Annotated in this window: 24 protein-coding genes; 14 read left to right on the top strand and 10 right to left on the bottom strand. The window is 73.9% G+C overall.

Going from position 1 to position 24,780, the window contains the following annotated elements; all coding sequences use genetic code 11:
* Window position 1: 1 nt before the first annotated feature.
* Both DLJ47_RS20730 and DLJ47_RS20725 read right to left on the bottom strand, forming a co-directional pair.
* Window positions 2–1,696 (bottom strand): GAF domain-containing sensor histidine kinase, encoded by a 1,695-nt coding sequence (locus DLJ47_RS20730; RefSeq protein WP_109901835.1) that lies wholly within the window; start codon window positions 1,694–1,696, stop codon window positions 2–4.
* Between the two features lie 14 nt (window positions 1,697–1,710).
* Window positions 1,711–3,513 (bottom strand): AMP-dependent synthetase/ligase, encoded by a 1,803-nt coding sequence (locus DLJ47_RS20725; RefSeq protein ID WP_109901887.1) that lies wholly within the window; start codon window positions 3,511–3,513, stop codon window positions 1,711–1,713.
* A 129-nt stretch (window positions 3,514–3,642) separates the two neighbouring features.
* On the opposite strand from DLJ47_RS20725, the gene DLJ47_RS20720 reads away from it, so the two are divergent.
* The 6 genes from DLJ47_RS20720 (at window position 3,643) to DLJ47_RS20695 (ending at window position 8,950) form a co-directional block, all read left to right on the top strand.
* Window positions 3,643–4,098, top strand: coding sequence for an SRPBCC family protein (locus DLJ47_RS20720; RefSeq protein WP_109901833.1), 456 nt, complete (start codon window positions 3,643–3,645; stop codon window positions 4,096–4,098).
* A gap of 40 nt (window positions 4,099–4,138) precedes the next feature.
* The gene (locus DLJ47_RS20715) at window positions 4,139–4,816 is read left to right on the top strand and encodes a hypothetical protein (RefSeq protein WP_109901885.1); all 678 of its coding nucleotides are present in this window, start codon (window positions 4,139–4,141) and stop codon (window positions 4,814–4,816) included.
* Between the two features lie 67 nt (window positions 4,817–4,883).
* A complete protein-coding gene (locus DLJ47_RS20710) occupies window positions 4,884–5,831 on the top strand; it encodes an ROK family glucokinase (protein WP_109901831.1) in 948 nt (315 codons plus the stop codon).
* Between the two features lie 10 nt (window positions 5,832–5,841).
* The gene (locus DLJ47_RS20705) at window positions 5,842–6,546 is read left to right on the top strand and encodes an endonuclease/exonuclease/phosphatase family protein (protein WP_109901829.1); all 705 of its coding nucleotides are present in this window, start codon (window positions 5,842–5,844) and stop codon (window positions 6,544–6,546) included.
* A gap of 96 nt (window positions 6,547–6,642) precedes the next feature.
* On the top strand, window positions 6,643–8,049 hold the full coding sequence (locus DLJ47_RS20700) for a flavin-containing monooxygenase (RefSeq protein WP_109901827.1): 1,407 nt from the start codon (window positions 6,643–6,645) through the stop codon (window positions 8,047–8,049).
* Between the two features lie 97 nt (window positions 8,050–8,146).
* Window positions 8,147–8,950: an alpha/beta hydrolase gene (locus DLJ47_RS20695; protein WP_393345412.1), complete on the top strand. Its 804-nt coding sequence runs from the start codon at window positions 8,147–8,149 to the stop codon at window positions 8,948–8,950.
* Window positions 8,951–8,981: 31 nt separating this feature from the next.
* Here the strand turns inward: DLJ47_RS20695 and DLJ47_RS20690 are convergent, their stop codons facing one another.
* The 3 genes from DLJ47_RS20690 to DLJ47_RS20680 form a co-directional block, all read right to left on the bottom strand.
* Window positions 8,982–10,400 carry an alpha,alpha-trehalose-phosphate synthase (UDP-forming) gene (locus DLJ47_RS20690; RefSeq protein ID WP_109901883.1) on the bottom strand — a complete coding sequence of 473 codons (1,419 nt, stop codon included), beginning with the start codon at window positions 10,398–10,400 and terminating at the stop codon, window positions 8,982–8,984.
* A 274-nt stretch (window positions 10,401–10,674) separates the two neighbouring features.
* A complete protein-coding gene (locus DLJ47_RS20685; protein WP_109901823.1) occupies window positions 10,675–11,511 on the bottom strand; it encodes a DUF308 domain-containing protein in 837 nt (278 codons plus the stop codon).
* A 254-nt stretch (window positions 11,512–11,765) separates the two neighbouring features.
* Window positions 11,766–11,981 carry a helix-turn-helix transcriptional regulator gene (locus DLJ47_RS20680; protein WP_088992707.1) on the bottom strand — a complete coding sequence of 72 codons (216 nt, stop codon included), beginning with the start codon at window positions 11,979–11,981 and terminating at the stop codon, window positions 11,766–11,768.
* 155 nt (window positions 11,982–12,136) lie between these two features.
* On the opposite strand from DLJ47_RS20680, the gene DLJ47_RS20675 reads away from it, so the two are divergent.
* Together DLJ47_RS20675 and DLJ47_RS20670 are read left to right on the top strand one after the other, a co-directional pair.
* Window positions 12,137–12,406 carry a hypothetical protein gene (locus tag DLJ47_RS20675; protein WP_109901821.1) on the top strand — a complete coding sequence of 90 codons (270 nt, stop codon included), beginning with the start codon at window positions 12,137–12,139 and terminating at the stop codon, window positions 12,404–12,406.
* 207 nt (window positions 12,407–12,613) lie between these two features.
* Window positions 12,614–13,333, top strand: coding sequence for a lysophospholipid acyltransferase family protein (locus DLJ47_RS20670; RefSeq protein WP_109901819.1), 720 nt, complete (start codon window positions 12,614–12,616; stop codon window positions 13,331–13,333).
* Between the two features lie 8 nt (window positions 13,334–13,341).
* On the opposite strand, the gene DLJ47_RS20665 is transcribed toward DLJ47_RS20670, so the two are convergent.
* Entirely contained in the window at window positions 13,342–16,800 is a 3,459-nt protein-coding gene (locus DLJ47_RS20665; RefSeq protein ID WP_109901817.1) for an AAA family ATPase, read from the bottom strand.
* A gap of 138 nt (window positions 16,801–16,938) precedes the next feature.
* On the opposite strand from DLJ47_RS20665, the gene DLJ47_RS20660 reads away from it, so the two are divergent.
* Window positions 16,939–17,184: a hypothetical protein gene (locus DLJ47_RS20660; protein ID WP_088992712.1), complete on the top strand. Its 246-nt coding sequence runs from the start codon at window positions 16,939–16,941 to the stop codon at window positions 17,182–17,184.
* 72 nt (window positions 17,185–17,256) lie between these two features.
* Here DLJ47_RS20660 and DLJ47_RS20655 read toward each other — a convergent pair whose 3' ends face one another.
* Window positions 17,257–17,949: a Crp/Fnr family transcriptional regulator gene (locus tag DLJ47_RS20655; protein ID WP_088997507.1), complete on the bottom strand. Its 693-nt coding sequence runs from the start codon at window positions 17,947–17,949 to the stop codon at window positions 17,257–17,259.
* A gap of 263 nt (window positions 17,950–18,212) precedes the next feature.
* On the opposite strand from DLJ47_RS20655, the gene DLJ47_RS20650 reads away from it, so the two are divergent.
* The 4 genes from DLJ47_RS20650 (at window position 18,213) to proC (ending at window position 21,344) form a co-directional block, all read left to right on the top strand.
* Window positions 18,213–18,707, top strand: a complete 495-nt coding sequence (locus DLJ47_RS20650) for a polyadenylate-specific 3'-exoribonuclease AS (RefSeq protein WP_109901881.1) — start codon at window positions 18,213–18,215, stop codon at window positions 18,705–18,707.
* A 63-nt stretch (window positions 18,708–18,770) separates the two neighbouring features.
* Window positions 18,771–19,271 (top strand): pyridoxamine 5'-phosphate oxidase family protein, encoded by a 501-nt coding sequence (locus tag DLJ47_RS20645; RefSeq protein ID WP_109901815.1) that lies wholly within the window; start codon window positions 18,771–18,773, stop codon window positions 19,269–19,271.
* A gap of 167 nt (window positions 19,272–19,438) precedes the next feature.
* Entirely contained in the window at window positions 19,439–20,467 is a 1,029-nt protein-coding gene (locus tag DLJ47_RS20640; RefSeq protein WP_109901813.1) for a 6-phosphofructokinase, read from the top strand.
* Window positions 20,468–20,537: 70 nt separating this feature from the next.
* Entirely contained in the window at window positions 20,538–21,344 is an 807-nt protein-coding gene (gene proC, locus DLJ47_RS20635) for a pyrroline-5-carboxylate reductase (protein WP_088992714.1), read from the top strand.
* A gap of 1 nt (window position 21,345) precedes the next feature.
* Here proC and DLJ47_RS20630 read toward each other — a convergent pair whose 3' ends face one another.
* Both DLJ47_RS20630 and DLJ47_RS20625 read right to left on the bottom strand, forming a co-directional pair.
* Window positions 21,346–21,933 carry a flavoprotein gene (locus DLJ47_RS20630; protein WP_109901811.1) on the bottom strand — a complete coding sequence of 196 codons (588 nt, stop codon included), beginning with the start codon at window positions 21,931–21,933 and terminating at the stop codon, window positions 21,346–21,348.
* A gap of 253 nt (window positions 21,934–22,186) precedes the next feature.
* Window positions 22,187–23,479: an exo-beta-N-acetylmuramidase NamZ family protein gene (locus DLJ47_RS20625; protein WP_109901809.1), complete on the bottom strand. Its 1,293-nt coding sequence runs from the start codon at window positions 23,477–23,479 to the stop codon at window positions 22,187–22,189.
* Between the two features lie 134 nt (window positions 23,480–23,613).
* On the opposite strand from DLJ47_RS20625, the gene DLJ47_RS20620 reads away from it, so the two are divergent.
* The gene (locus tag DLJ47_RS20620) at window positions 23,614–23,964 is read left to right on the top strand and encodes a DUF2203 domain-containing protein (protein ID WP_109901807.1); all 351 of its coding nucleotides are present in this window, start codon (window positions 23,614–23,616) and stop codon (window positions 23,962–23,964) included.
* Between the two features lie 156 nt (window positions 23,965–24,120).
* On the opposite strand, the gene DLJ47_RS20615 is transcribed toward DLJ47_RS20620, so the two are convergent.
* A partial coding sequence (locus DLJ47_RS20615; RefSeq protein WP_233257926.1) for a class F sortase occupies window positions 24,121–24,780 on the bottom strand: 660 nt, incomplete at its 5' end.

Raw genomic sequence — 24,780 nt, 5'->3', positions numbered from 1 at the left:
GTTACTCCCCTTCTGCTGCCGCGGTGCTACCGCGCACGTTATCGCGCCGGGGCGAGGAACCGACCACCACAGCCACGGTCGTGCCGCTCGGCTGCCGCGGCCTGATCTCCAACCGGCCCCGGATACGTTCCGCCCTCTCGGCCATGATCGCAAGACCGTAGTGCCCATCGGTGCGCTGGTCACCCATGCCCTGACCGTCATCCGACACTTCTATTTGCGCGTACGGGGGGTCCACCTCGCAGGTGACCCAGAGATTCGACGCCCCGGCGTGCTTGCGCGCGTTGGTCACCGCCTCCTGGGCGATGCGCAGCAACTCGGCCTCGGTTGCGGCCGGCAGCCGCGCGGTGGACTCGTCCAGCGACAGGTGCACCCGCAGCCCGGCGGAGGCGCCGACGGTGCGGGCGTACTCGGCAATCGCGGCGGCCAGGCCGCCGTGCCGGTCCACCTCGCTGCGCAGCTCGAACAGGCTCAGCCGCAGCTCCGTGATCACCCGGGTGACCTCGCCGCGCAGGGTGCGCAGCGCCTCGGCGGTCTCCTCGGCGTCGTCGAAGACGGTGGCCAGCGCGTTGTCGATGCCGTAGCCGACCATCACCAGTTCCTGGGCGACCCCGTCGTGGATCTCCCGGGCCAGCCGCTGCCGCTCCTCGTTGGTGGCCAGCGAGCGCACCTCGTCGAAGAGCAGCGCCGCCTCCAGCCGCAGCGCGGCCGGGCCGGTCAGCCCGGTAACCCGGGACACCACCGGGGGCGGGTACGCGTGCGCCGCGTCCGCCTCCAGCACCACCAGCCCCACCGTGCGCACCCCGGCGACCAGCGGCACGATCAGCGCGGACACCTCGCCGCCGCGGTGTGACCGGGCCTGCGAGCGGGCAGCGGTCTGCGGTTGCTGGCTGGCCCACGCGTCGGCGATGGCCGAGTCGGCGTCGAGCGTGGTCTCCCAGTCCACCCGGTCCACGCCCACCTGGGCGAGCACCACCAGCCGGCCGCCGCCGCTGGCGGAGAGCACCGCCGCCCGGTCGGCCGGGGCCACCGAGCGCAGCTCCTCCAGCAGGTGCTCGGAGATGCCGCCCGGGTCGAGGGTGGCCCCGGGCAGCTGCCGGGCCACCGTGCGCAGCTGGGTCAACAGCCGGGTGGCCTCCGCGTACGGCTGGGGCTTGCCCTCGTTGCGGGCCTGCATCACCCGGTGCAGCGTCCGGGCGGCGTACAGGCCGAGCGCGGCGAGGATCAGCCACTGCGCGCAGACCGCCAGGTAGCCGAGTTGGGTGAGCTGCGGCCGGCCGTCGACCTCGGTGAGCGCCCCGGCCACCAGCAGGGTGGCCCCGGCGGCCGCGAGCAGCGCCGCGCCCTCGCGGAACCGGCGGCGCAGCGCGGTGACGGTCACCGGGACCGCCAGATAGGGCAGCACCGCGGAGGCGCCCAGGCCGCCGATCTCCCCGCCGATGGTGGCCACCGCGCCGACCTGGCTCGCCGCCAGCCCGAGCACCACCACCTCGGCCACCCGGCTGAGCGGGCCGACCAGCCGGTGCTCGGGGGCCAGCAGGGCGGGCAGCCCGGCGACGGCCAGCAGCGCGATCCACCAGAGCTGGCGGGCGTCGTGCGTGGCGAGCAGGGTCAGGACGGCGACCAGCGCCAGCACCACCACGCGCGCGGCCGCGGCGAGGGGATGCGGGTGGGGTCGGGCGCGTGTGGAGGCGGACACGTGACGGATAGTAGTCAGCCTTGGTAGATCTCGGCGATCTCCGCCGCGTACGTCTTGTGCACGACCTGCCGCTTGACCTTGAGCGACGGGGTGAGTTCCCCGGTCGCCTCGGTGAAGTCGCGGGGCAGGATCCGGAACACCTTGATCGCCTCGGCCTTGGAGACGGCCTGGTTGGCCAGGTCGATCGCCCGCTGGATCTCGGCCCGCAGCCCCTCGTGCGCGCGCACCTGCTCGGCCGAGGTGCCCGCGGGCAGGCCGGCGCCGGCCAGCCAGGTCGGCAGCGCCTCCTCGTCGATGGTGACCAGCGCCGCGATGAACGGCTGCCGGTCGCCGACGACCACGCACTGGCTGACCAGCGGGTGCGCGCGGACCTGGTCCTCCAGCACCGCCGGGGCGACGTTCTTGCCGCCGGCGGTCACGATGATCTCCTTCTTCCGGCCGGTGATGGTCAGGAAGCCGTCGCTGTCGAGCTGGCCGAGGTCACCGGTGCGGAACCAGCCGTCCGAGGTGATCGCCTCGGCCGTGGCCGCCTCGTTGCGCCAGTAGCCCTCGAAGATCAGGTCGCCGGCGATCAGGATCTCGCCGTCGTCGTCGATCCGGATGGTCACCCCGGGCAGCGGCCTGCCGACCGTGCCGATCCGGGTGCCGCTGGGCAGGTTCGCCGCGGCCGCCGGCGAGGTCTCGGTCAGGCCGTAGCCCTCCAGCACGGTGACCCCGACGCCCCGGAAGAAGTGGCCGAGCCGGGCGCCGAGCGGGGCGCCGCCGGAGATGGCGTCCCGGCAGCGGCCGCCGAGGGCGGCCCGCAGCTTGCCGTAGACCAGCTTGTCGAAGAGGGCGTGCTGGGCGCGCAGCGCCAGGCCGGGCCCGCGCGAGGTCTCCAGCGCCTCGCTGTACGCGATGGCGACCGCCTCGGCGCGGGCGAAGATCTTGCCCTTGCCGTCCGCCTCGGCCTTCTGCTTGGCCGCGTTGTAGACCTTCTCGAAGACCCGGGGCACCGACAGCACGAAGGTGGGCCGGAAGTCCTGCAGGTCGGCGACCAGGTTCTTGGTGTCCGAGCAGTGCCGCATGGTGGCCCGGGCGTGCACCACGCCGATCTGGATCAGCCGGGCGAAGGCGTGCGCCAGCGGCAGGAACAGCAGGGTGGAGGCGCCGGGGTTGAACAGGTTCGGCAGCACCGGCACCGCGTTGGCGATGTCGGCGTACATGTTCCGGTGGGTGAGCACGCAGCCCTTGGGTCGGCCGGTGGTGCCGCTGGTGTAGATGATGGTGGCGACGTCCCCGGAGCGCAGCGCCGCCCGGCGGCGGTCGATCTCGGCCGGGTCGACCGACGCGCCGGCCGCGACCAGGTCGTCCACCCCGCCCAGGTCGATCTGCCAGACCTGGCCCAGCTCGGGCAGCCGGTCGCGGACGCCAGCGAGCAGGGTGGCGTGCGCGTTGGTCTCGACCACGCAGGCGACCGCCCCGGAGTCGGCCAGGATCCAGGCGGCCTGCTCGGCGCTGGAGGTCTCGTAGATCGGCACGGTGACCCCGCCGGCCGCCCAGACGGCGTAGTCGACGAGCGTCCACTCGTAGCGGGTGCGGCTCATCAGGCCGACCCGGTCGCCGGGCCGCACGCCCGCCGCGACCAGGCCGCGCGCCACCGCGACCACCTCGTCGCGGAACTGCCGGCAGGTGACGTCCACCCAGCCGTCGCCGGCCCGCTCGGGCCGGACGAACTGGACCGCGTCCGGGGCCACCTCGGCGTTGTCCCAGACCGGGTCGGTGAGGTTGGCCGCGTCGCCGACGGTGACGATCGGCGGGACGGAGAACTCGCGCACCTGCACTCCCTAGCGCTCACACTGACCGGGGCGGGCCGCCAGCTGCTGGTCGGCTCCCGTCGAAACCTACCCGCCCGGGCAGGTGGGTGGCGTAGGCAGGTTGCCCCCGGCGCCGGGTAGCCTCCCCCCATGGCGGACACCTCCACCCAGTCGATCATCATCGGCGCGCCACCGGACCGGGTGGCGGCGGTCATCTGCGACTTCCCGGCCTACCCGGAGTGGACCGAGGCGGTACGGCGGGTGGAGGTGATCGAGGAGTACGAGGACGGCTACGCCAGCCAGGTGCGGTTCACCATCGATGCCGGCGTGCTGGCCGACGAGTACGTGCTGGCCTACGAGTACGCCGAGGACCTCACCCGCATCGAGTGGCACCTGGTGGCGCCGTCGAAGATGCAGAAGTCCCAGCGCGGCTCGTACGACCTGGTCGCCAACCCCGACGGCGGCACCACGGTGACCTACACCCTGGAGGTGGAGCTCTCCGTCGGGATGCTCGGGATGTTCCGCCGCAAGGCCGAGAAAATGATCATGGATACCGCGTTGAAGCAGCTGAAGCGCCGGGTAGAAGCACCCGGTGCGGCGCAGTGACGCGTGCGGCGAACCGGCCGCCCCGGTAGAGGAGCCCAGCGTGGGTGCAACGGATCCGGGCACGGCCCGGGAAGAGGCGGAGCGACTGGTCGCCGCGCTGCTGGCCGCCGGGCGGCTGGCCGCGTCGGGCTCGGCGGCCGGCGGTCTCGGTCCGCTCGGTGGGATCGTGTCGAGTGTCCTCGGTCACAGCGGCGGGTCGGGCGCGTCCGGCGGCCGGAGCGGGGGCGGTTTCGCCACCGGTACGGCCGAATGCTGCGTCTGCCCGATCTGTCGTGCGATGAGCGCGCTGCGCGATCCGAGTCCGGAGTTCGCCGAGCGGCTCGCCACCGGCGCCGGTGACCTGGCCGCCGGGGTGGCCAGCCTGCTGCGCGCGTTCGCTCCGGCCGAGCCGCCACCGGCGACCGCGCCGCCGGCCGGGGCGACCGCCACCGGCGCCGACCAACCCGCCGCGGACGCCCGACCGGGCGCCGACGACGACCGTGTCTGGCGCGAGGCCCCCCGGAGCGGGCATGATTCCGAACCGGCGCCGGAGCCCGACGTCTGGTCTGCCGCGACCCGGGCGGAGGACGTGACCGCTCCGGCCGCCGCCGTGCCGCCCGTCGACGTCGCCGGGGCGGCCGCGCCGGGCACTGCCCGGGCGGCGGCCGACCGTCGGGTGGTACCCGCCTCGCGGGTGCCCGACCACGCGGCCGCGGACGCTCCGGGCGACGGGGCCTGACCAGACATCTCGGCACCCACCGGCCGCGGTCGGTGGGGGCGGCACACAGCAGAGGGGAGTGGCAGCGGTGACGCTGACCATCGGAGTCGACGTCGGCGGCACGAAGGTGGCCGCCGGCGTCGTGGACGACACCGGCACGGTGCTCGTGCAGGCCCGACGGGACACTCCCGCCGACGACGTCGGCAAGACCCGGGACGTCATCATCGAGCTGGTCGCCGAGCTGTCCACCAGTCAGTCGATCACGGCGGTCGGCATCGGCGCGGCCGGCTGGATCGACGCCAGCCGCTCCACCGTGCTCTTCGCGCCCAACCTGGCCTGGCGGGACGAGCCGCTGCGCGAGTACGTCAGCACCGCGACCGGCCTGCCGGTGATTGTGGAGAACGACGCCAACGTGGCCGCCTGGGCGGAGTTCCGGCACGGCGCGGCCCGCGACGCCGACGACTCGATGGTCATGTTCACCATCGGCACCGGGGTGGGCGGCGGCATCGTGCTCGGCGGGGAACTGCTGCGCGGCGCCAACGGCATCGCCGCCGAGCTGGGCCACATGCTCACCGTGCCGGACGGGCACCAGTGCGGCTGCGGCCGGCTCGGCTGCATCGAGCAGTACGCCAGCGGCAGCGCCCTGGTGCGCTTCGCCCGCGCCGCGGCCCGCCAGGAGCCGCACCGCGCCACCGCGCTGCTGGAGCTGGCCGGCGGGGAGTCCGAGGCGATCACCGGCCCGATGGTGACCGCCGCCGCCCAGGGCGGCGACGCGGTCTCCATCGAGGCGTTCGCGCAGGTCGGGCGGTGGCTGGGCACCAGCCTCGCGGACATGGCGCAGATCCTCGACCCGCAGGTGCTGGTGGTCGGCGGCGGCGTGATCGAGGCCGGCGACCTGCTGCTCGGCCCGACCCGGCGGTCCTTCACCGAGGCGCTGGCCCAGCGCAGCCGGCTGCCGGTGGCCGACATCCGCCCCGCCGAGCTGGGCAACAGCGCCGGCGTGATCGGCGCGGCCGACCTGGCCCGCCGGCTCTGAGGCGGCGCCGGTGACGCAGACCCCGGGCGTGCCGCTGCGCGTCGTCTCGTACAACATCCACAGCCAGCGTGACGACACCGCCGCGCTGGCGGCGGTGGTCCGCGCCGCCGCCCCGGACGTGGTGGTGGTGCAGGAGGGGCCGCGCCGGTTCCGGTGGCGGCAGAAGTCCGCCGCGCTCGCCGAGTCGTTCGGCCTGGTGGTGGCGGCCGGCGGGCTGCCCGCCCTGGGCAACCTGCTGCTGACCAGCCTGCGGGTGCGGGTGACCGCCACCTGGTGCCAGCGTTTCCCGCTCACCCCCGGGCGGCACCTGCGCGGCGCCGCGTACGCCGAGTGCGTGGTGGGCGCGGGCGCCCGGTTCACCCTGGCCGGCTCGCATCTGTCCACGGACCCGGCCGAGCGGCCGGGGCAGGCCACGCTCTTCAAGCGCGAGCTGGACGCCGCCGGCCCGCCGGTGATCGCCGCGGCGGACCTGAACGAGGGGCCGGACGGCCCGGCCTGGGCCACCGTCGCCCGGGGGCTGACCGACGCCGCGGTGGCGATGGACCGGGCCGACCGGCTCACCTACTCCTGCGCGGACCCGCGCCGCCGGATCGACGCGCTCTTCGTCGACCCGCGGATCACCGTGGTCGACTACGACGTGGTGGACACCCCGCAGACCCGCCGGGCCAGCGACCACTTCCCGGTCCTGGTCGACCTGCTGCTGCCCGCCGGCTGACCGGCCGCGCCGCCACCGGGGCTGGACAACCGGCGCTGATGTGGAGAGGATTTCGCGCGACCCGGCACTCGTGCCGCACAAAAGGAGATTCCCCCGGTGCCCACCTCCACCGACCCCGGCCGGCCCGACCCGGAGGCGACCACGGTCGCCCTGACCCGTGACGGCCGCCCGGTCTCCGACCGGGGCGACACGGTCTGCGTCATCGGCGCCGGGGCCAGCGGCCTCACCGCCATCAAGAACCTCAAGGAGCACGGCTTCGGCGTCGACTGCTACGAGCGGGAGACCGGCGTCGGCGGCGCGTGGAACTGGCGGCACGACCGCAGCCCGGTGTACGCCAGCACGCACCTGATCTCGTCCCGGCCGTTCACCCAGTTCCCGGACTTCCCGATGCCGGACGACTGGCCGGACTACCCGCACCACAGCCAGCTGCTGTCCTACTTCGAGCGGTACGCCGACCACTTCGACCTGCGCGCGCACATCTGGTTCGGCACCGAGGTGGTGCGGGTCGAGCCGGTCGAGGGGGACCGCTGGGACGTCACCACCCGCAGCACCGGCGGCTACGGCCCCGAGCGCACCGCCCGGTACGCGGCGGTGGTGGTGGCCAACGGGCACAACTGGTCGCCGAAGCTGCCCCGCTACGAGGGGCTGGAGCAGTTCCGCGGCGAGGTCATGCACGCCTCGTCGTACCAGGATCCGGCGCAGCTGCGCGGCAAGCGGGTGCTGGTGGTCGGCGCCGGCAACACCGGGTGCGACATCGCCGTGGAGGCCGCCCAGCAGGCCGCCCAGTGCTGGCACTCCACCCGCCGGGGCTACTGGTACGCGCCGAAGTACGTGTTCGGCCGCCCGGCCGACCAGGTCAACGACTCGCTGCTCGCGCTGCGGGTGCCCCGGCGGGTACGCCAGTGGCTCTACCACTGGACGCTGCGGCTGACCGTCGGCGACCTGACCCGGTACGGCCTGCCCAAGCCCGACCACCGGGTCTACGAGACGCACCCGATCGCCAACAGCCAGCTCGTCTACTACGTCGGCCACGGCCGGATCAGCCCGGTGCCGGACGTCGCCCGCTTCGACGCGTACGGGGTGGAGCTGACCGACGGCCGCCGGATCGACCCGGAACTGGTCGTCTTCGCCACCGGCTACCTGCCGCGCTTCGAGTTCCTCGACCCGAAGGTGCTCGGCGACGACGGCGCGACGGGCCGGCCCACGCTCTGGCTGCACGCGTTCGCCCCCGGGCATCCCACCCTGGCGGTGGCCGGCCTGCTCCAGCCGGACTCCGGCCTCTTCCCGCTGTCGCACTGGCAGATGGTGCTCTTCGCCCGCCTGCTGCGGCTGCGGCAGACCCGCCCGGAGCGGGCCGCGGCGTTCGCCGCCAAGGTGCAGGCCCGGGCGGGGGAGCGGTACACCGGCCCGGTCAAGGACAGCACCCGGCACTGGTTCGAGGTCGGGCACGCCGACTACCTGCGCGCCGTCCAGCGCGCGCTGCACGACCTGGAGGACAAGTGAGCGAGCGCAGTGAGCGAACCATCCGGCTCAGTGCGGCCGTGCCTCACGGCGCCGCGCAGCGCAGCGGAGCGGCGGCGTGAGCGAGCGGGTGCGGGTGATGCGGGGGCGGGAGTGGGCCCGCCCGGTCCGCCCGGTCCGGCGCGAGGTGCTCGCGGCCACGCCCGAGCTAGAGGAGGGGCGACCGCCGCTGCTGTTCGTGCCGGGCTTCGGGCACGGCGCGTGGGCGTTCGCCGAGCACTGGCTGGGGCACGCCGCCGGTCGCGGTTTCCCGGCGTACGCGCTGAGCCTGCGCGGGCACGGCGGCAGCGACCCGGCGCCGGAGGCGACGCTGCGGGCGTACGCCCATGACGTGGCGCAGGTGGCGGCGGGCCTGCCGCGCCAGGCGGTGCTGGTCGGGCACGGCGCCGGGGCGCTGGTGGTGGCGCACGCCCTCGCCCGCTACCCGGCCCGGGCCGCGGTGCTGGTCGCGCCGGTACTCGGCGGCTGGGCGACGTTCGGCGCCGCGCTGCGCCGCAACCCGGCCGGCACGCTGCCGGCGGTGTTCGGCGGGCGGTTGCGGCTGAACCGCCGGCAGCTGTTCAGCCGGGAACTGCCGGACGCGGACGCCCGGGGGTACGTGTCCCGGCTGGGCCGGGCCGGCCGGCGCGCCCAGTGGCAGCTGCTCACCCACGCCGACCCGGAACCGGCGGTGGGCCGGCCGCCGGTGCTGGTCCTGGGCAGCCCGGACGACCGGATCGTCCCGCCCGCCGCGCTGACCCGGGCCGCCCGCCGGTACGGCTCGGCGCCGCTGCTCTTCCCCGGCATGGGGCACGACCTGATGCTGGACGCCCGCTGGCGGGAGCCGATCGACGCGATCCTGGACTGGCTGGCGAAGGAGCCGGCGCCCGAGCACCGGCCCTGACGCGGGTCGCGGCGGGTCGGTGCGCTCGGGGTCAGGCGGTGGCGCCCAGCCGGGTGAGCAGCGAGTCGCTCTCGTCGAGCGCGGAGAGGTATGAGCGCGCCCAGGCGCGGATGTCGTGCCGGTGCAGGTGCGCCCGCATGGCCCGCATCCGCTCCCGGACGTCGGCCGGGTCCGCCCGCAGCGCCGTGAGCAGCCCCTGCTTGAGGCCCTCCAGGTCGTGCGGGTTGACCAGGTACGCCTGGGACAGTTCGGCGGCGGCACCGGCGAACTCGCTGAGCAGCAGCGCCCCGGCGTCGTCCACCCGCGCCGCGACGTACTCCTTGGCGACCAGGTTCATGCCGTCCCGCAGCGGGGTCACCGCCATCACGTCGGCGACCCGGTAGAGAGCGGTCAGCTCGGCCCGGTCGAAGGGCTGGGTGAGGTAGTGGATGGCCGGCTCGCCGACCCGGCCGAACTCGCCGTTGATCCGCCCGACCTCGCGCTCCACCCGCTCGCGCAGGTCCTGGTACTGGCCGACCCGTTCCCGGCTGGGCACCGCGACCTGCACCAGCACCGTGTCGCGCACCTTGACGTGCCCGTCGGCGAGCAGCTCGCTGTAGGCCTTGAGCCGCTGCTCGATGCCCTTGGTGTAGTCCATCCGGTCGACGCTGAGGATCACCTGGCCGGGGTTGCCGAGGTCGTGGCGCAGCCGCTGGGCGCGGGCGGCCACGTCGGGTCGGTTGGCCAGGGCGGCCATCTCGGTGGTGTCGATGGAGACCGGGAACGCGCCGATCCGGACCACCCGGTCGTCCACGGCGATCCGCCGGTCGGTGGCCGGTAGCTGGAGCACCTTCACCGCCAGCTGGGCGAAGTTGTGCGCGGCCTGCGCCCGCTGGAAGCCGACCAGGTCCGCGCCGAGCATGCCGCGCAGCAGTTCGGCCCGGCGGGGCAGCTGCATGAACAGCTCCGGCGGCGGAAACGGCACGTGCAGGAAGAAGCCGATGCGCAGGTCCGGCCGGAGCGCGCGGAGCAGGCCCGGCACCAGTTGCAGGTGGTAGTCCTGCACCCAGACCAGCGCGCCCGGCTCGGCCACCTCGGCGGTGGCCTCGGCGAACCGCTGGTTGACCCGCTGGTACGCCTCCCACCAGCGGCGGTGGTGCACCGGCTGCTCGACCGCGTCGTGGTAGAGGGGCCAGAGGGTGGAGTTGGCGAAGCCTTCGTAGTGGTCCCGCAGGTCGGCCTGGCTGAGCGGCACGGTGTGCATGCGCACGCCGTCCACGTCCGGCAGGACGGGCGCGGGCCCGGTGCCGCCGGCCCAGCCGACCCAGGTTGCCGGGGCCGCCCGCAGCAGCGGGTGAAGCGCGCTGACCAGACCGCCGGGGCTGCGGCGCCATTCGCAGGCCCCGTCCGGGGCGACGCTGTCGTCGATGGGCAGACGGTTGGCCACCACTACGAGGGAACTCTGTCGCATCTCGGGCATTCCGATCACCAGGGGTGTGACCGCCGCGAGCGAGGAACAACCGGGCAGTCAGCGGGGGAAGTGACGGACAGCGGTATTCCTACTGACAGTAAGTTACACCACTGTTACGCCTGAGGCGTGGGCCGACCCCCGTCCCGCCATCCGGGCGGGGACGTGGGGCTCAGCCAGGCCGGTGGGCGGCCTCCGCTTGATCGACTCCATGCCGCCGGAACGGGGGTGTCGACGCGAGCGGGACCCGGGGCGGCGTCGGTTGGCGGGCGGGACGTCAGACGACGGCGCCGTCGTCCGGGTCGTCGTCGTCGGAGTCGCCGGGGCGCAGCCGCCAGATCAACGTGACGAAGCCGGCGAGGATGCCGGTGAACCCGAACAGGGTGACCACCGCCCGGTCCACCGGCAGCAGGTCGGGGAAGAGGAAGAGTGCGAAGCCGACGACGATCGCCAGCACGCCGGCCGCCGCGTACTTGGAGATGCGCGGCAGCGGCGGGGGCGGCGGCGGGGTGTAGCGCTCGTCCTCGTCGTCGGGCAGGTCGGCGCCGAACGTGTCCAGCCCGTCCAGCAGCGACGGCTCGTCCTGCCGGCCAGGTCCCACCGAGATCCCGGAGATGTCCGCCGCGTACGGCAGCCGGCGCACGTCGGTGGCGGTCGGCCCGCCCGGCTCCTCGGCGCCGGTGCGGGTGACCGGGCCGCTCGGGGTCGGCTCGTCGGGGTCGACGTCCTCGGCGGCGGGCCACGGGTTGTCGCCGGCGGTCGGGGTGGCGTGGAAGCCGGCCACGATCCGGGCCCACTCGGCCTCGATGTCGGGCTCGTCGGCGCGGGGCCGGTCGGTGGGCGTCTCGTCGGTGAGCTGGGTGAGGTAGTCGCGGGCGGTGGTCAGGTGCGACCGGTCGACGTAGAGCCGGTCGACCGGGCGGGACGGGACCGTGGTGGTGCGGGTGACCGGGTTGAGGTCGGCCGACGGTTGCAGGTACGCGGCGATCCCGCCGGCCGCGAGGACGTCGAGCAGGTGCTCGCCGACGCGCGGATCCACGTCGCCCGCGACCGCGTACTCGCTCGCGTCGAGCCCGTTGTCCCGCCGCCCCCGGCGGGCTCCACCCGCTGACACCGGACAATCCTCCTCATCGCGCCGAACGCGCGGCCGCTCCCAGCCCCCTGCGGCGCCACCCGTACGCCGTGCCTTGAATCGTGACACGTCGGGACCCGGTTCCGGGAGTGCGTTGTGTCGCGTCTTCCAAAGTCGGCGCCCCGGTCGCTGGTCGCGGCCGGGGCTGTATGTCTCTTTCTGCTAGGGGCGCGTCAGATGATCGCCCGCTCAGTCGGCGAGCCGCCCGGGGCATCGCCGGCGGTGTATTCGCCGCGTCACTCGGGCTCGTCGCCGTCGGTCACCCGCGGCGGCCGGTGCTCGGCGATCCACGCCTCCACGTCCGCCCGCAGCCAGACGGTCATCCCGTGCAGCCGCTGAAAGGGCGCGGGAAAGGTGGGGTAGCGAACGAGCTGCCGCATCCGGGTGCGACTCACGCCGAGCATCTCCTGGAGCTCGTGCGGACCGACCAGGGGTCCCGGTACGTCACCCACCCGGCGACCGTAGGACGATCCGGTAGTGCCGTTTTAGGTATACCTAGTTGCGCAGACCCCTTCGAGTGTCGCAGAGTGTTCTGGTGGCGTCCGTCCGGCGGAGACCCGAACCCACCGGACGGGCGCCGCCGGCGAGCGAGCGGAGGGAGCGGCGGGTGGACGAGGCGGTCGAGTTGGCGTGGCTGCGGGAGCGGGTGAAGGGGCTGGAGAGCGCGCTGCTCGGCTCGCGGCGGGAACTGTTCGACCTGCGCTGCCGGTTGGCCGTCATCGCCCGGGTGGCCGGCGACCTGGACCGCGCGCAGCGGGCGCCCGGGGTCGCCTTCGGTGCGATCAACGCGGCGCTGCACGGGCAGTCGGCGACGCTGCGACAGGTCGCCCGGCAGGTGCGCCGGCGGCGCCCGGGTCCACCAGCCCGGTCGGAGTGAGTCCACAGTCCGGTCTGGACCGGCCGTTGGCTGGCGACCGGTGACCGGTACGGCGACACCGGCGCGCCGGCAGGCGGCGGGCGCCGGTCGGGTGACGAAGCCGATCGGTCGTCCGTTGTGGCGGGTGCCCCGCGCTCCGTAGGCTCGTCGGCGACGGCAGCACCCCGAGCGGGTGCTGTCCCGGGCACACCATGGGAAAGGACGCCGGTGCTGTACTGGCTGTTGAAGTACGTCCTCCTCGGGCCGCTGCTGAGGCTGATCTTCCGCCCGCAGGTGGAGGGCCTGCGCCACGTACCGGACACCGGCCCGGTCATCCTGGCCAGCAACCACCTCTCGTTCTCCGACTCGATCTTCACCCCGCTGATCACCCCGCGGAAGGTCACCTTCGTCGCGAAGGCCGAGTACTTCACCGGCAAGGGGATCAAGGGCTGGCTGACCAGGATGTTCTTCGTCGGCACCGGCACCATCCCGGTGGACCGTTCCGGCGGCCGGGCGGCCCGCGCGGCGCTGGACACCCAGCTGAAGGTGCTGCGGGCCGGCGGCATCGCCGGCATCTACCCGGAGGGCACCCGTTCCCCGGACGGCCGGCTCTACCGGGGCAAGACCGGGGTGGCCCGGCTCGCCCTGGAGAGCGGCGCGCCGGTGGTCCCGGTGGTGATGCTCAACCTCGACGAGATCCAGCCGCCGGGCAAGCTCATCCCGAAGCTCAAGCGGGTGCGGATCCGGTTCGGCGCGCCGCTGGACTTCAGCCGCTACCGGGGCCTGGCCGGTGACCGGTTCGTCGAGCGCGCGGTCACCGACGAGATCATGTACGAGCTGATGGAGCTATCCGGCCGCGAGTACGTCGACATCTACGCCCAGAAGCTCAAGAACCAGCCCGCGCCGCCGCCCACCCCGCCCACCCCCCGCGAACCAGTCCCCGCCTGACCTCAGGCTCAGGCGGGGGTGGCAAGGTGGAGGAGGCCGGGGGCGGCGTTGCGGTCGGCGAACTCGCGTACCCGGGCCAGCGCGGCGGCCGCGGCGGCCGGGTCCACCTCGGACAGCGGACCGACCGAGAGCGCGGTGGCCAGGATGTGGTCGGTCCGGTCGGTCATCCGCGCGTAGCTCTGCGCCGCTGCGGCGAGCAGGTCGGCGGCGGTGCGCGGGTCGCCGTCCCGCCAGGCCAGCGTGGCGTCGGCGGACTGCCCGGCGGCCCGCGCCCACGGGGTCGTCCGGGGCGAGCGGCGCAGCAGATCCCGGACGAGGCGCGCCGCGTCCGCGCCGAGCAGCGCGGCGAGGTGGCCGACCGCCGGCACCCACTCGGCGAACGGGATCATGCGGGTCTGCCGCCAGTCCTCATCCAACTCGGTCAGCAGCGCCATCGCCTCGTCCCGGCGGCCCTGCACCGCCCGGCAGAGCGCGGCGTGTGCCAGGGTGACCCGCAGCACCCGGTGGAAGCCGCTGCGCCGGGCCGCCGCGAGGGCCTTCTCCAGCAGGTCGGGGCCGGTCGGGTCCGGCTCGGCGCCGAGCGCCCGGATCCAGCCGGACACCGCCACGATGTGGGTGTCCCACTCGGCGGTCGGGCCCTGGGTCGCCCCGTCCGCCATCTCCAGCGCCGCCACCCACTCGCCGGCGTAGTACGAGCGGGCCCACTGGTCGGCGAACCCGATGGTCAGGCCGTGTTCGCCGCCCAGGTCGAGGGAGCGCTGCTCGTCGATCAGCCGGACCGAGCCGGCCAGGTCGCCCTCCTCCTGGAGGATCCAGGACAGGTTGTGCACCGCCCGACGGCGACTGGTCAACCGCTCCACCCGGCACTGTTCGGTGACCTCGGCCAGCTCCGCGTACGCCTCCTCGAAGCCGGCCAGGTAGCGGGCCACCGCGAGGGTGATCCGGGCGTTCGCCAGCGCCTCGTGCAGGCCCAGCCGCTCGGCCAGCTCGGCCGCCGCCTGAGCGGCCGCGCAGGCCGGCTCGGTCTCCGCGTTGAGCATGTGCACCCGGGCCAGTTCGAGCAGCGCGCCGGCCTTCTCCTGGCTGTCCGGCAGGCCGTCGTGCAGGCTGATCGCACGGTCCAGGCAGCGCAGCGTCTCCGACCGGTCGGCCCGGCTCCACGCGGCGGTGGCCAGCAGCGTCCACGCCTTCGCGGCGGCCGGCCGGTCGCCCGCCGCGATCAGCCGGTCGGCCAGCCGGACCAGGGTGTCCGTGCCGCCGTCGACCAGGAACGCGTCGCTGTCGCGGTAGAAGGCCAGCTCGGCGTGGAACAGTTCGAGCGCCGGATCCGGCCCGCAGTCGACGGCGAGCGCCCGGTCGACCAGGGTGGCCGCGGTGTCCAGCGCGTGCAGCTCGTACGCCCGGCGGGCCGCCCGGTGCAGCGCGGTCCGGGTGGCCACGGCGTACGGGGCCGGGTCGAGGCCGATCGTGCGGGCGATCTCGTGCGCGGTCCACCGGTGGTTGGCCAGCACCTCGGCCAGGTCGTACTGCCGGCCGTCGGTGAGCTGGTCCAACCAGTCGGCGGTGTGCTGGTGGCGCAGCACCCGCTCGGCGCGGGGCAGCCGCTGGTAGCAGACGTCCCGGACCAGGATGTGCCGGAACCGGTACTCCGGCTGGCCGGGCATCGTCGAGCTGGGCAGTTCGTAGACCAGGTCCCGGCGCTGCAACCGGTGCAGCGCCCGTTCCACCCACTCCGCCGGGCGGCCCAACGCCACCGCCACCGGCCCGGGCCAGAACTGCACGCCGACCACCGAGGCGGCCTGCAACACCGCCCGGTCGGCCGGGTCGAGCAGGTCCAGCCGGTTGGCGATGACCGCCTGCACCGTGCGGGGCATCCCGGGTCCGCCGGCCGGGTCGAGCCGGACGGCGTTCGCCGCCGGGTCGACCAGGCCGCCGTCGAGCAGCATCCGGGCGTACTCCTGGGCGTAGAGCGGGTTGCCGTCGGCGAACTCGATCAGCGGTTCGCGGGCCGTCACCGGCAGGGTGGCCTGCCCGAGCAGTAGCGAGTAGAGGGTGTCGATGTCGCCGTCGTGCATCGGCGGCACCGAGATCGACATCGCGCCGCTGATCGTGCCGGTCCAGGCCGGATGCCGCTCGCGCAGCTCGGGCCGGGCGGTCGCGACGATCAGCAGCGGCACCCCCCGGGCGGCCGCGCCGAGCTGCTCCACGAAGGACAGCATCGCCGCGTCCGCCCAGTGCATGTCCTCGAAGACCAGCACCGTCGGCTCGGTCGCGGCCAGGGTGAGCAGGAAGCGCCGCCAGGCGGTCTCGGTCTCGGCCGGGGTCAGCCGCTCCCCGGGCACGCCCAGCAGCGGGCCGAGCGCCTCGGCGAGCCGGACCGCGTGCGGGTCGGCCAGCCGGCCCAACCGCTGGCGCAGCCGCTCGCGCAGCGCCGAGGCGTCGTCGCTGTCCGGCAGCCCGACCCAGTTCTTCACGATGTCGGCCAGCGCGGCGTAGGTGACGTTCTCGCCGAACGGCGGGCACTGGCCGACCAGCCAGGTGACCCGGGCGCCGGGCAGGTTGGCGGCGTGCCGGGCCAGCTCGCGCAGCAGCCGGCTCTTGCCCACCCCGGCCGGGCCGAACACCGTCACCAGCTGCGAGGTGCGCTCGGTGACGATGCGGTGCAGGGCGTTGACCAGCAGGCCGCGTTCGTGGTCCCGGTTGACCATCGGGGTCAGCTCGACGGTGTGCGGGTCGCGCCGGGGCCGGGCCCGTTCCGCCAGCCAGATCCGGCTGACCGTGGACCGTCCGCGCAGCGTCACCGGCGGCTGGTCGGTGTACTCCATCTCGTGCCGGGTGGCCGCCCAGGTGCTCTCGTCGACCACGACCCCGCCGGGCGGGGCCAACCCCTGCAACCGGGAGGCGGTGTTGACCACGTCGCCGGTGACGAACGCCTGACCGCCGTCCCGGGTCGCGGAGAGGTCGACCAGCGCCTCGCCGGTGGCGATGCCGACCCGGAACTGCAACGGGTGCGGCCCGGTGGCCTGCCGGGCCAGGTTGCGCTGGAGCTCCAGCCCGGCGCGGACGCAGCGCAGCGCGTCGTTGTCGGTCGCCACGGGGGCGCCGAACAGCGCCATCACCGCGTCGCCGATGTACTTCTCGACCACCCCGCCGTACTGGTGCACCAGCCGCCGCACGGTGGCGAAGTACGCCTGTTGCAGGCCGCGGGCCTGCTCCGGGTCGGCCTGCTCGGCGTACGTGGTGAAGTCGACGATGTCGATGAAGAGCACACTGACCTGGCGGCGGTCCTCCTGCACCGTCACGGCGTGGTCGCGCAGCGGGTTGCCGCAGTTGGTGCAGAAGTTCGCCTCGGTGCTGTTGGCGTGGCCGCAGCCAGCACAGGTCCTGGACAGCGGTCGTCCGCACCCACCGCAGAAGCGGTCGTCCGGCCCGGCTGCCCGGGAGCAGTGTCCACAGGTGAGGTCGATGTCCAGCTCCGTACGCGAGAGAGCCCAGTATCCCGCCGGGGCCGATCAGTCGGGTACCCGACGTGCGGGCGGCCCTTACCGCTGATCGGTCGGGGCTAGTCTCTCGTACCAGGAAAGAATGACCACAGGGAGAGTGCCGTGCAGGTGCGACTGTCCGCCCTCTGGACCGATCCGGGTGGAACGGTGTGGGGTCCGGGCGACACGGTCGAGGTCGACGCGGTCACTCTCGCCGAACTGGAGGAGCAGGGCATGGTAGAGCAGCCCGCGGGCCAGAGCGCTGGCTCGACCGAGACCACGACCACGACCACCAAGCCCAAGGACACCGATCCCAGCAAGATCGGCCCGGGTCCGAGTTCGCCCCCCGCGGACGACACCGACAAGTGACCCACCGGCGCGGGCGGCGGGCCACCGCCGCCCGCCCCTGCGGGCGTACCCGAAACGGCGTGGCGGCCGGGGTCAGCGCTCGCTCATGCCGGCGCGACGCCGCAGTGCCGCCACGTCCGTGACCACGATCCGCCGGCCCTCGGTACGCAGCCAGCCGCGGCTGGCGAACGAGCCGATCGCCTGGTTGACGCTCTGCCGGGAGCCGCCGGCCATCTCGGCGAGCTGGCTCTGGTTGAGCTCGATGGTGATCATCGGGGCCTGGCTCTCGCCGGCCAGCCGGACCAGCGTCTTGGCCACCCGGCCGGGCAGGTCCAGGAAGACGTGGTCGGCGTTCTGCTCGGTGAGCCGGCGGATCAGCCCGCCGAGCGAGCGCATCACCGCGTCCAGGATGCGCGGGTTCGAGTGCACCAGCTCCATGAACGCGCCGCGGGAGAGCGCGAGCGCCGCGCAGTCCTCGATCGCCTCGGCGGAGGCCGAGCGGGTGGAGGCGTCCAGCAGCGAGACCTCGCCGAGCACGTCCGGCGGCCGGATCACCGACAGCACCGCGCGTTCGCCGGTCGGCGCGGTGCGGAACACCGCGACCGCGCCGCGGCGCAGCACGATCAGGGACTCGCCCGGGTCGTTCTCCACGAAGAGCAACTGACCCTTGCGGTACGTCCGGGGCACCGCCGCGGCGATCACCCGCTGGCGCACCTCGGGCTCCAGCCCGGCGAACATCTCCACACCCGTGAGCGCGTCACCCGGCTCCGGCAGGCGCATCTCCACGGCCGACCCCTCCCCGGTCATGGACCACAACATCGCTCACCGGGTGAACCTGACGGGCCCCTGACAAGGTGAACTGACACCGGGTTCGGCGTCCGGTAGCGGTACACATCAGATCATGACGGCCATGTCGCTTGCTGTACACCCCTGGATGCGGTTCCGTGACAGTCCCGAGCTGCGCCGGTTCCGCCGATGAGGTGCGGATCCGCTTCCGGATGGGCGACCCGCCGGTCCGACGGCGGCGGGGGTGGGCGAGGATGACCGGGATGGTTCACCGCTATTTCTACGACTGCGAGTTCATCGAGGACGGCCGGCTCGTCGACCTGGTGTCGATCGGCGTCGTCGACGAGTACGGCCGCGAGTTCTACGCGGTCTCCACCGAGTTCGACGACTCTCGTGCCGTGCCCTGGGTGCGCCGCAACGTGCTGGACAAGCTCCCCTCGCCGGCCGACCGGGCCTGGCGGTCCCGCGAGCGGATCCGCGACGACCTGTACGACTTCCTCGTCGAGCCGATCCGGGACCGCCCGGGCGAGCAGCTGGAGCTGTGGGCCTGGTACGCCGCGTACGACCATGTGGCGCTCGCCCAGCTGTGGGGGGCGATGCCGGCGCTGCCCCGGGAGATCCCCCGGTTCACCAAGGAGTTGCGCCAGCTCTGGGACGACCGGGGCCGCCCGCCGCTGCCGGATGCCGAAGCGGCCCGGCACGACGCGTTGGTGGACGCTCGGCACAACCTGGCCCGGTGGCGGGCGATGACCGGTTAGTAGGTTTGGTCGGTTCTGTCCCGGGTACCGGATTCGCGTCGAATCGATGCGAGGAGGTACGCCGTGAGTGAGCCGAGCACCACCGCCGAGGCCCGGCGCCGGGTCACCGACCTGGTCCGGCGGGCCCGGATCTGCATGCTGACCACGACCGGGCTGGACGGCCGGATGGTGAGCCGGCCGATGGGGCTGCAGGAGGCCGAGTTCGACGGCGACCTGTGGTTCTTCGCGTACGCGGACTCGGCCAAGGTGCGCCAGATCCGGGTCAACCCGGAGGTCAACGTCGCCTTCTCCGACCCGGGACACCACGCGTGGGTCTCGGTGTCCGGCACCGCGCAGGAGGGCTACGACCGGGCGAAGGCGGAGCGGTTGTGGCACCCGATGCTGACGGCGTGGTTCCCGGACGGGCTGGACACCCCGGGGATCACCCTGATCAAGGTGCACGCCGGTGCCGCCGAGTACTGGGACTCGCCGGGCGGCGCGGTGGTCAACCTGCTCGGCTACGCCAAGGCCGCACTGACCGGCACGCCGCCGGGGCCGGGGGAGAACCGCGAGGTCAGCTACTGACCGGTAGCCGGACCGGCCCCGGGGTGCGGTGTCGACCCCCTGCCGCGCCGACTACAGTGCGCACTGACGGCCCGCCCCGGGCCGGCAACGGCGCCGATGGTCTGATCCGACACATATCCTGGGGCATATCGGGCTTCATCTGATGCTCCCAGGAGGATGAGCAGATCATGCGTATCGGCGTGCTCACCGGCGGCGGCGACTGCCCGGGTCTGAACGCGGTCATCCGGGCGGTGGTCCGCAAGGGCGTCGCCAGCTACGGCCACGAGTTCGTGGGTTTCCGGGACGGCTGGAAGGGTCCGCTGGAGGGCCTGTCCCGCCCCCTGGGCATCGCGGAGGTCCGCGGCATCCTGCCGCGCGGCGGCACCATCCTCGGTTCCTCGCGGACCAACCCCTTCAAGATCGAGAACGGCGTCGAGCGGATCAAGGACAACCTCGCCGCCCAGGGCGTCGACGCGCTGATCGCCATCGGCGGTGAGGACACCCTCGGCGTCGCCACCAAGCTGCACGAGCTCGGCGTCAACGTGGTCGGCGTGCCGAAGACGATCGACAACGACCTCGGCGCCACCGACTACACCTTCGGCTTCGACACCGCGGTCAACATCGCCATGGAGGCGATCGACCGGCTGCACACCACCGCCGAGAGCCACCACCGCACCCTGGTGGTCGAGGTGATGGGCCGGCACGCCGGCTGGATCGCCCTGCACGCCGGCCTGGCCGGCGGCGCCAACGTGATCCTGCTGCCCGAGCGGCAGTTCGACGTCGACCAGGTCGCCGGCTACGTCGAGAAGCGCTTCCAGCACCAGTACGCCCCGATCGTGGTGGTCGCCGAGGGCGCGCAGCCGCTGGCGGGTCAGATGGTCCTGCAGAACCAGGAGCTGGACTCGTTCGGCCACGTCCGCCTCGGCGGCATCGGCCAGTGGCTGGCCGAGCAGCTGGAGGCGAAGACCGGCAAGGAGGCGCGTACCGTCGTGCTGGGCCACATCCAGCGCGGTGGCACGCCCACCGCCTTCGACCGGGTGCTGGCCACCCGGCTCGGCCTGCACGCGATCGACGCGGCGCACGAGGGCGACTGGGGCAAGATGGTCGCCATGCAGAGCACCGACATCGTCCGGGTGCCGCTGGCCGAGGCCACCCGTGAGCTGAAGACCGTGCCGCTGGAGCGGTACGCCGAGGCCGAGGTCTTCTTCGGCAGCTGAGCCGACCGGCGGCGGCGCGGCGGGCCACCCGGCCCACCGCGCCGCCGGCCACGGCAGGAGGGGGTACGCGGTGCACACGGTCGCCGTGATCGGCGCCGGCAAGATCGGTGAGCTGATGCTCTCCGGGCTGCTGCGCTCGGGTTGGCCGGTCGACCGGCTGCTGGCCACCGCCCGGCGCCCGGCGCGCGCCGAGGAGCTGACCGCCCGCTACGGGGTACGGGTGGTCGACAACCTCACCGCTGTCGACGAGGCGGAGGTGCTCGCCGTCTCGGTCAAGCCGCAGGACGCGGCGGCGCTGCTCGACGAGATCGGGCCCAAGGTGCCCGCCGACAAGCTGGTGATCTCGCTCTGCGCCGGCCTGCCGACCAGCTTCTTCAACCGGCGGCTGCCCGAAGGCACGCCGGTGGTGCGGGTGATGACCAACACCCCGGCCCTGGTCGACGAGGCGATGACCGCCATCTCCGCCGGCGCGCACGCCACCGGGACGCACCTGGCCCTGGCCGAGGAGATGTTCAAGCCGCTGGGCGCCACCATCCGGGTGCCCGAGTCACAGCAGGACGCGGTCACCGCGCTCTCCGGCTCCGGCCCGGCCTACTTCTACCTGCTGGTCGAGGCGATGATCGACGCCGGCATCCTGCTCGGCCTGCCGCGGCAGGTGGCGCACGAGCTGATCGTGCAGACCGCCATCGGCTCCGCGGTGATGCTGCGCGACTCCGGCGAACACCCGGTGAAGCTGCGCGAGGCGGTCACCTCGCCGGCCGGCACCACCATCTCCGCCGTGCGCGAGCTGGAGAAGCACGGCGTACGCGCGGCGCTGCTCGCCGCGCTGGAGGCGGCCCGGGACCGGGCCCGCGAGCTGGCCGACCAGGCCGACTGAGTCAACCGGACTGCAGGGCCAGCTCCTCGACGCCACGCACCGGCTCGGCCGGCTGCTGGGCGGGGACCCGGGCGAACCGCGTCCACGCGGCGATCACCCGCACGGCGACGTGCCACGGCTCCGGGTCGTCGAGGTCGCCCGGCACGGCGGGCGAGGGGACCGCCACGCCCCAGTGCCGCAGCCGTTCCAGGCTCTCCAGGAAGGCGGGGTGCCGGGCGAACGCCGGATCCGGCGCCGGCACGGCGACGACCGGCAGGCCGATCGAGGTCGCCTCGTTGAGCAGCCGCAGGGCCAGGTTGTCGTTCAGCCCGTACGCCCACTTGTTGACCAGGTCGAAGCTGGCCGGCGCGACCGCGTAGGCGTCGGCCGGCGGCAGCGGGTGCAGCGTCTGGGCCTGCTCGTCCGTCCGGATCGGATGGCCGGTGAGGTCGGTGAGGGCGGCCAGGTCGACCGCCTCGGCGGGGGCGGCGACCGCGTGCACCTGCCAGCCCAGTTCCTGGCAGGCGGCGATGAACTCGGCGAGCTCGGCGGCGGGTTCGGTGTGGCAGACGATGAGGTGCAGGGCGGGGGATCGGGTCTTCCCGGGCATGGCGCTCCTATCGGCATGGGTGTCCCGCGCGCCAGTCGTACGGCCTGCCGCCGGTGTTCCGGCGGGACGTCGATCGCCTGGTCAGCGGCGATCGCGCCGATCGAGTGGCGGCCGGATGTCCGTGTGGGTCCCGAGGCCGAGGGTAGCGAGCCGCCCGCCGACGTGAGTCGGTTTCCGGTGAACTGGCCGGCCGACGAAAAAGCGGCGCCGGGCTGACCGAATGATCAGCCCGGCGCCGGCGTCGAGGATGTCCTCAGTAGAGCAGGTACGGGGCCCGTCGCCGGTTGAAGTCGGCCAGCTCGTCGGCCCAGGCGCCGACCACGTCGTCCACGTCGGCGCCCGCGTCGATCATCGTGCGCAGCCGGGGCGAGCCGGTCAGCTTGTCCACCCAGTACGGCCGGGCGGCGTCCCAGGAATCCTGCCGCCAGGCGAACGCCGGATACTTGTGCGCCTCGACCAGCATGGCCACCGCCGTGCGGATCGGGTCGTACGTCGCCCGGTCGACGACCTTCACCTCGACGCCGGCGCAGAGCTTGTTCAGCAGCGCCGGCTTCTGCCCGGCCGAGGTGGGCGTGAAGTACGCCTCGCGGAACTCGACGCCCGGCAGTTCGCGGGCGTTGAGCCGGTCGGACCAGTGGTAGTCGAAGTCGGCGGCCAGGCCGCCGATCAGCTCGAACGGCCGGCAGGTGCCGCGCCCCTCGGTGATCGAGGCGACGCCCTCGAACAGCCCGGTGCCGGGGTAGACCAGCGCGGTGTCCGGAGTGGGCATGTTCGGGCTGGGCATCACCCAGGGCAGGTCGGTGTCGGCGGCCAGCTTGTCGCGCTTCCAGTGTCGACACCGGACCACGTGCAGGTCCACCTGGCCACCGGCCTCGGCCGGCAGGAACTCGGCGTTGAAGAACCGGGCCAGTTCGCCCACGGTCATGCCGTGCTGCTGCACGATCTCCTTCAGCCCCACGCCGGAGGTGTAGGCGCTGGTCATCATCGGCCCGTACGCCCGGCCGCCGATCGGGTTGGGTCGGTCCAGCACGACGTACCGCTTGCCGGTCCGGGCGGCGGCCATCATGGAGGTGTACATCGTCCAGATGTAGGTGTAGAAGCGGGCACCCACGTCCTGGATGTCGAAGACGACGGTGTCGACGCCGGCCTGGCCGAACATCGTCTGCCACTTGGCCAGCGACGCCCCGTACGCGTCGTAGACGGTGATCCCGGTGCGCGCGTCGACGCCGGTGCCCTCGCTGCCGCCGGCCTGCGCCGAGCCGCGGAACCCGTGCTCGGGGCCGAACGCGGCGGCCAACTGGACCGCGTCGGAGGCGTGCATCAGGTCGACCAGGTGCCGGTAGGCCCCGTCGACACCGGTCGGGTTCGAGATCACGCCGACCCGCTGGCCGGCGAGTTCGGCGAAGCCGGACCGGACGAGCACGTCCAGGCCGGTCTCCACGCGGCGGATGCCGGGCGCTGCGGCGCCCGGTGAGCCGGGGGCCGCCGCCGCGACCGCTCCCGCGGTCACCGCACCCGCACCGGCCAGGAATTTCCTACGCTCCACGGTCGACCTCCCGTTCTGGTTTCGTTGAAACTTAACTACACGTCAATGGCCCGTCAAGGAAGGTTAGCTACAGGATCGGTGGGTGGCCTGCGGGTGCGGCCGGCGTCCCGCGCGAAGTGCCCCATACTGGCCGGGTGTTCACACTCGCCCAGGCCCGGCACCTGGTGGCCACGCTGCGTCCACGCGTCGACGAGCTGATCCGGCTCCGGGCCGACCTGGCCGAACTCCGCGCCGACCTGGCCCAGGACGGCGCCAGCCCGCTCGGCGGGCGGGCCGAGGTCAAGGGGCTGGAGGCGCGGCTGCACGCGGTGCTGGACGAACTGCACCAGCACGACATCCAGGTGAAGGGGATAGCCCCGGTGCTGCTCGACTTCCCCGGCGAGCGGGACGGCCGGCCGCTGCTCTGGTGCTGGCTGGAGGGGGACCCGGAGCTGAACTGGTACCACCGGATGGAGTGCGGCTTCGCCGGCCGCCGCCCGGTCTGACCCGGTCCGCCGGCCCCCTGGGCGGACCCGCTTCGGCCTGGCTCGGCTCTGATCGACCCGGTACTCACCGGCGGCCGGCGTTGACGCGCTCTGTCCTGGTGGGGCATCGTCCGGGTTTGACCGGTGGGGAAGGGCCACTGTGGCCGGTCGGGTGGGTCAGCCGGCGGCGGACCGGGGCAGCCTGTCGCCGGTCGGCTCCGCGACGGCGAAGACCACCAGGTTGTCCCGGTAGTGGCCACGGCGACGGTCGAAGTCGCCACCGCAGGTGACCAGGCGCAGCTCCGGCCGCGGCGTCGGGCCGTACACGGCGGTGGTCGGGAAGCGGTCCTTGCCGGCGCGCAGCGTGCCGGTGACCCGGAACGCCACCACCCGGCCACCGCGCCACACCTGCACCCGGTCACCCGGGCGCAGCTCGCCGAGCCGGGCGAAGACGGCCGGCCCGTCCCGCGAGTCCAGGTGCCCGGCGATCACCGCCGGGCCCGGGTCGCCGGGGGCCGGGCCGCCGCCGTACCAGCCGGCGGTGTCGAAGCCGGCGGGCGCGGCCAGGGCGCCGGTCGCGTCCAGCCCGAGCACGGTGAGCGGGGCGTCGACGCCGATCCGCGGCACCCGGACCCGGCTCGGCGGGCCGGCGGGCGCCGCGTCGGCCGGTGCGCAGTCCGTCGTGCAGCCCGGCCCCGCCGCCGGCACGGGCCAGGTGGCCCCGCCGGCCTGCGCAAACGGGCTGGACCCGCCCGCCGCCGGCAGGTCGGACCAGGCCAGGGCTGCCGGCAGGTCGGACCAGGCCAGGGCTGCGGGTAGGTCGGGTCCGCCCAGGGC

The sequence above is a fragment of the Micromonospora sp. S4605 genome, assembly GCF_003176715.1.
Taxonomy (GTDB): Bacteria; Actinomycetota; Actinomycetes; order Mycobacteriales; family Micromonosporaceae; genus Micromonospora; species Micromonospora echinaurantiaca.
This window is presented reverse-complemented; position numbering and strand designations above follow the sequence as displayed.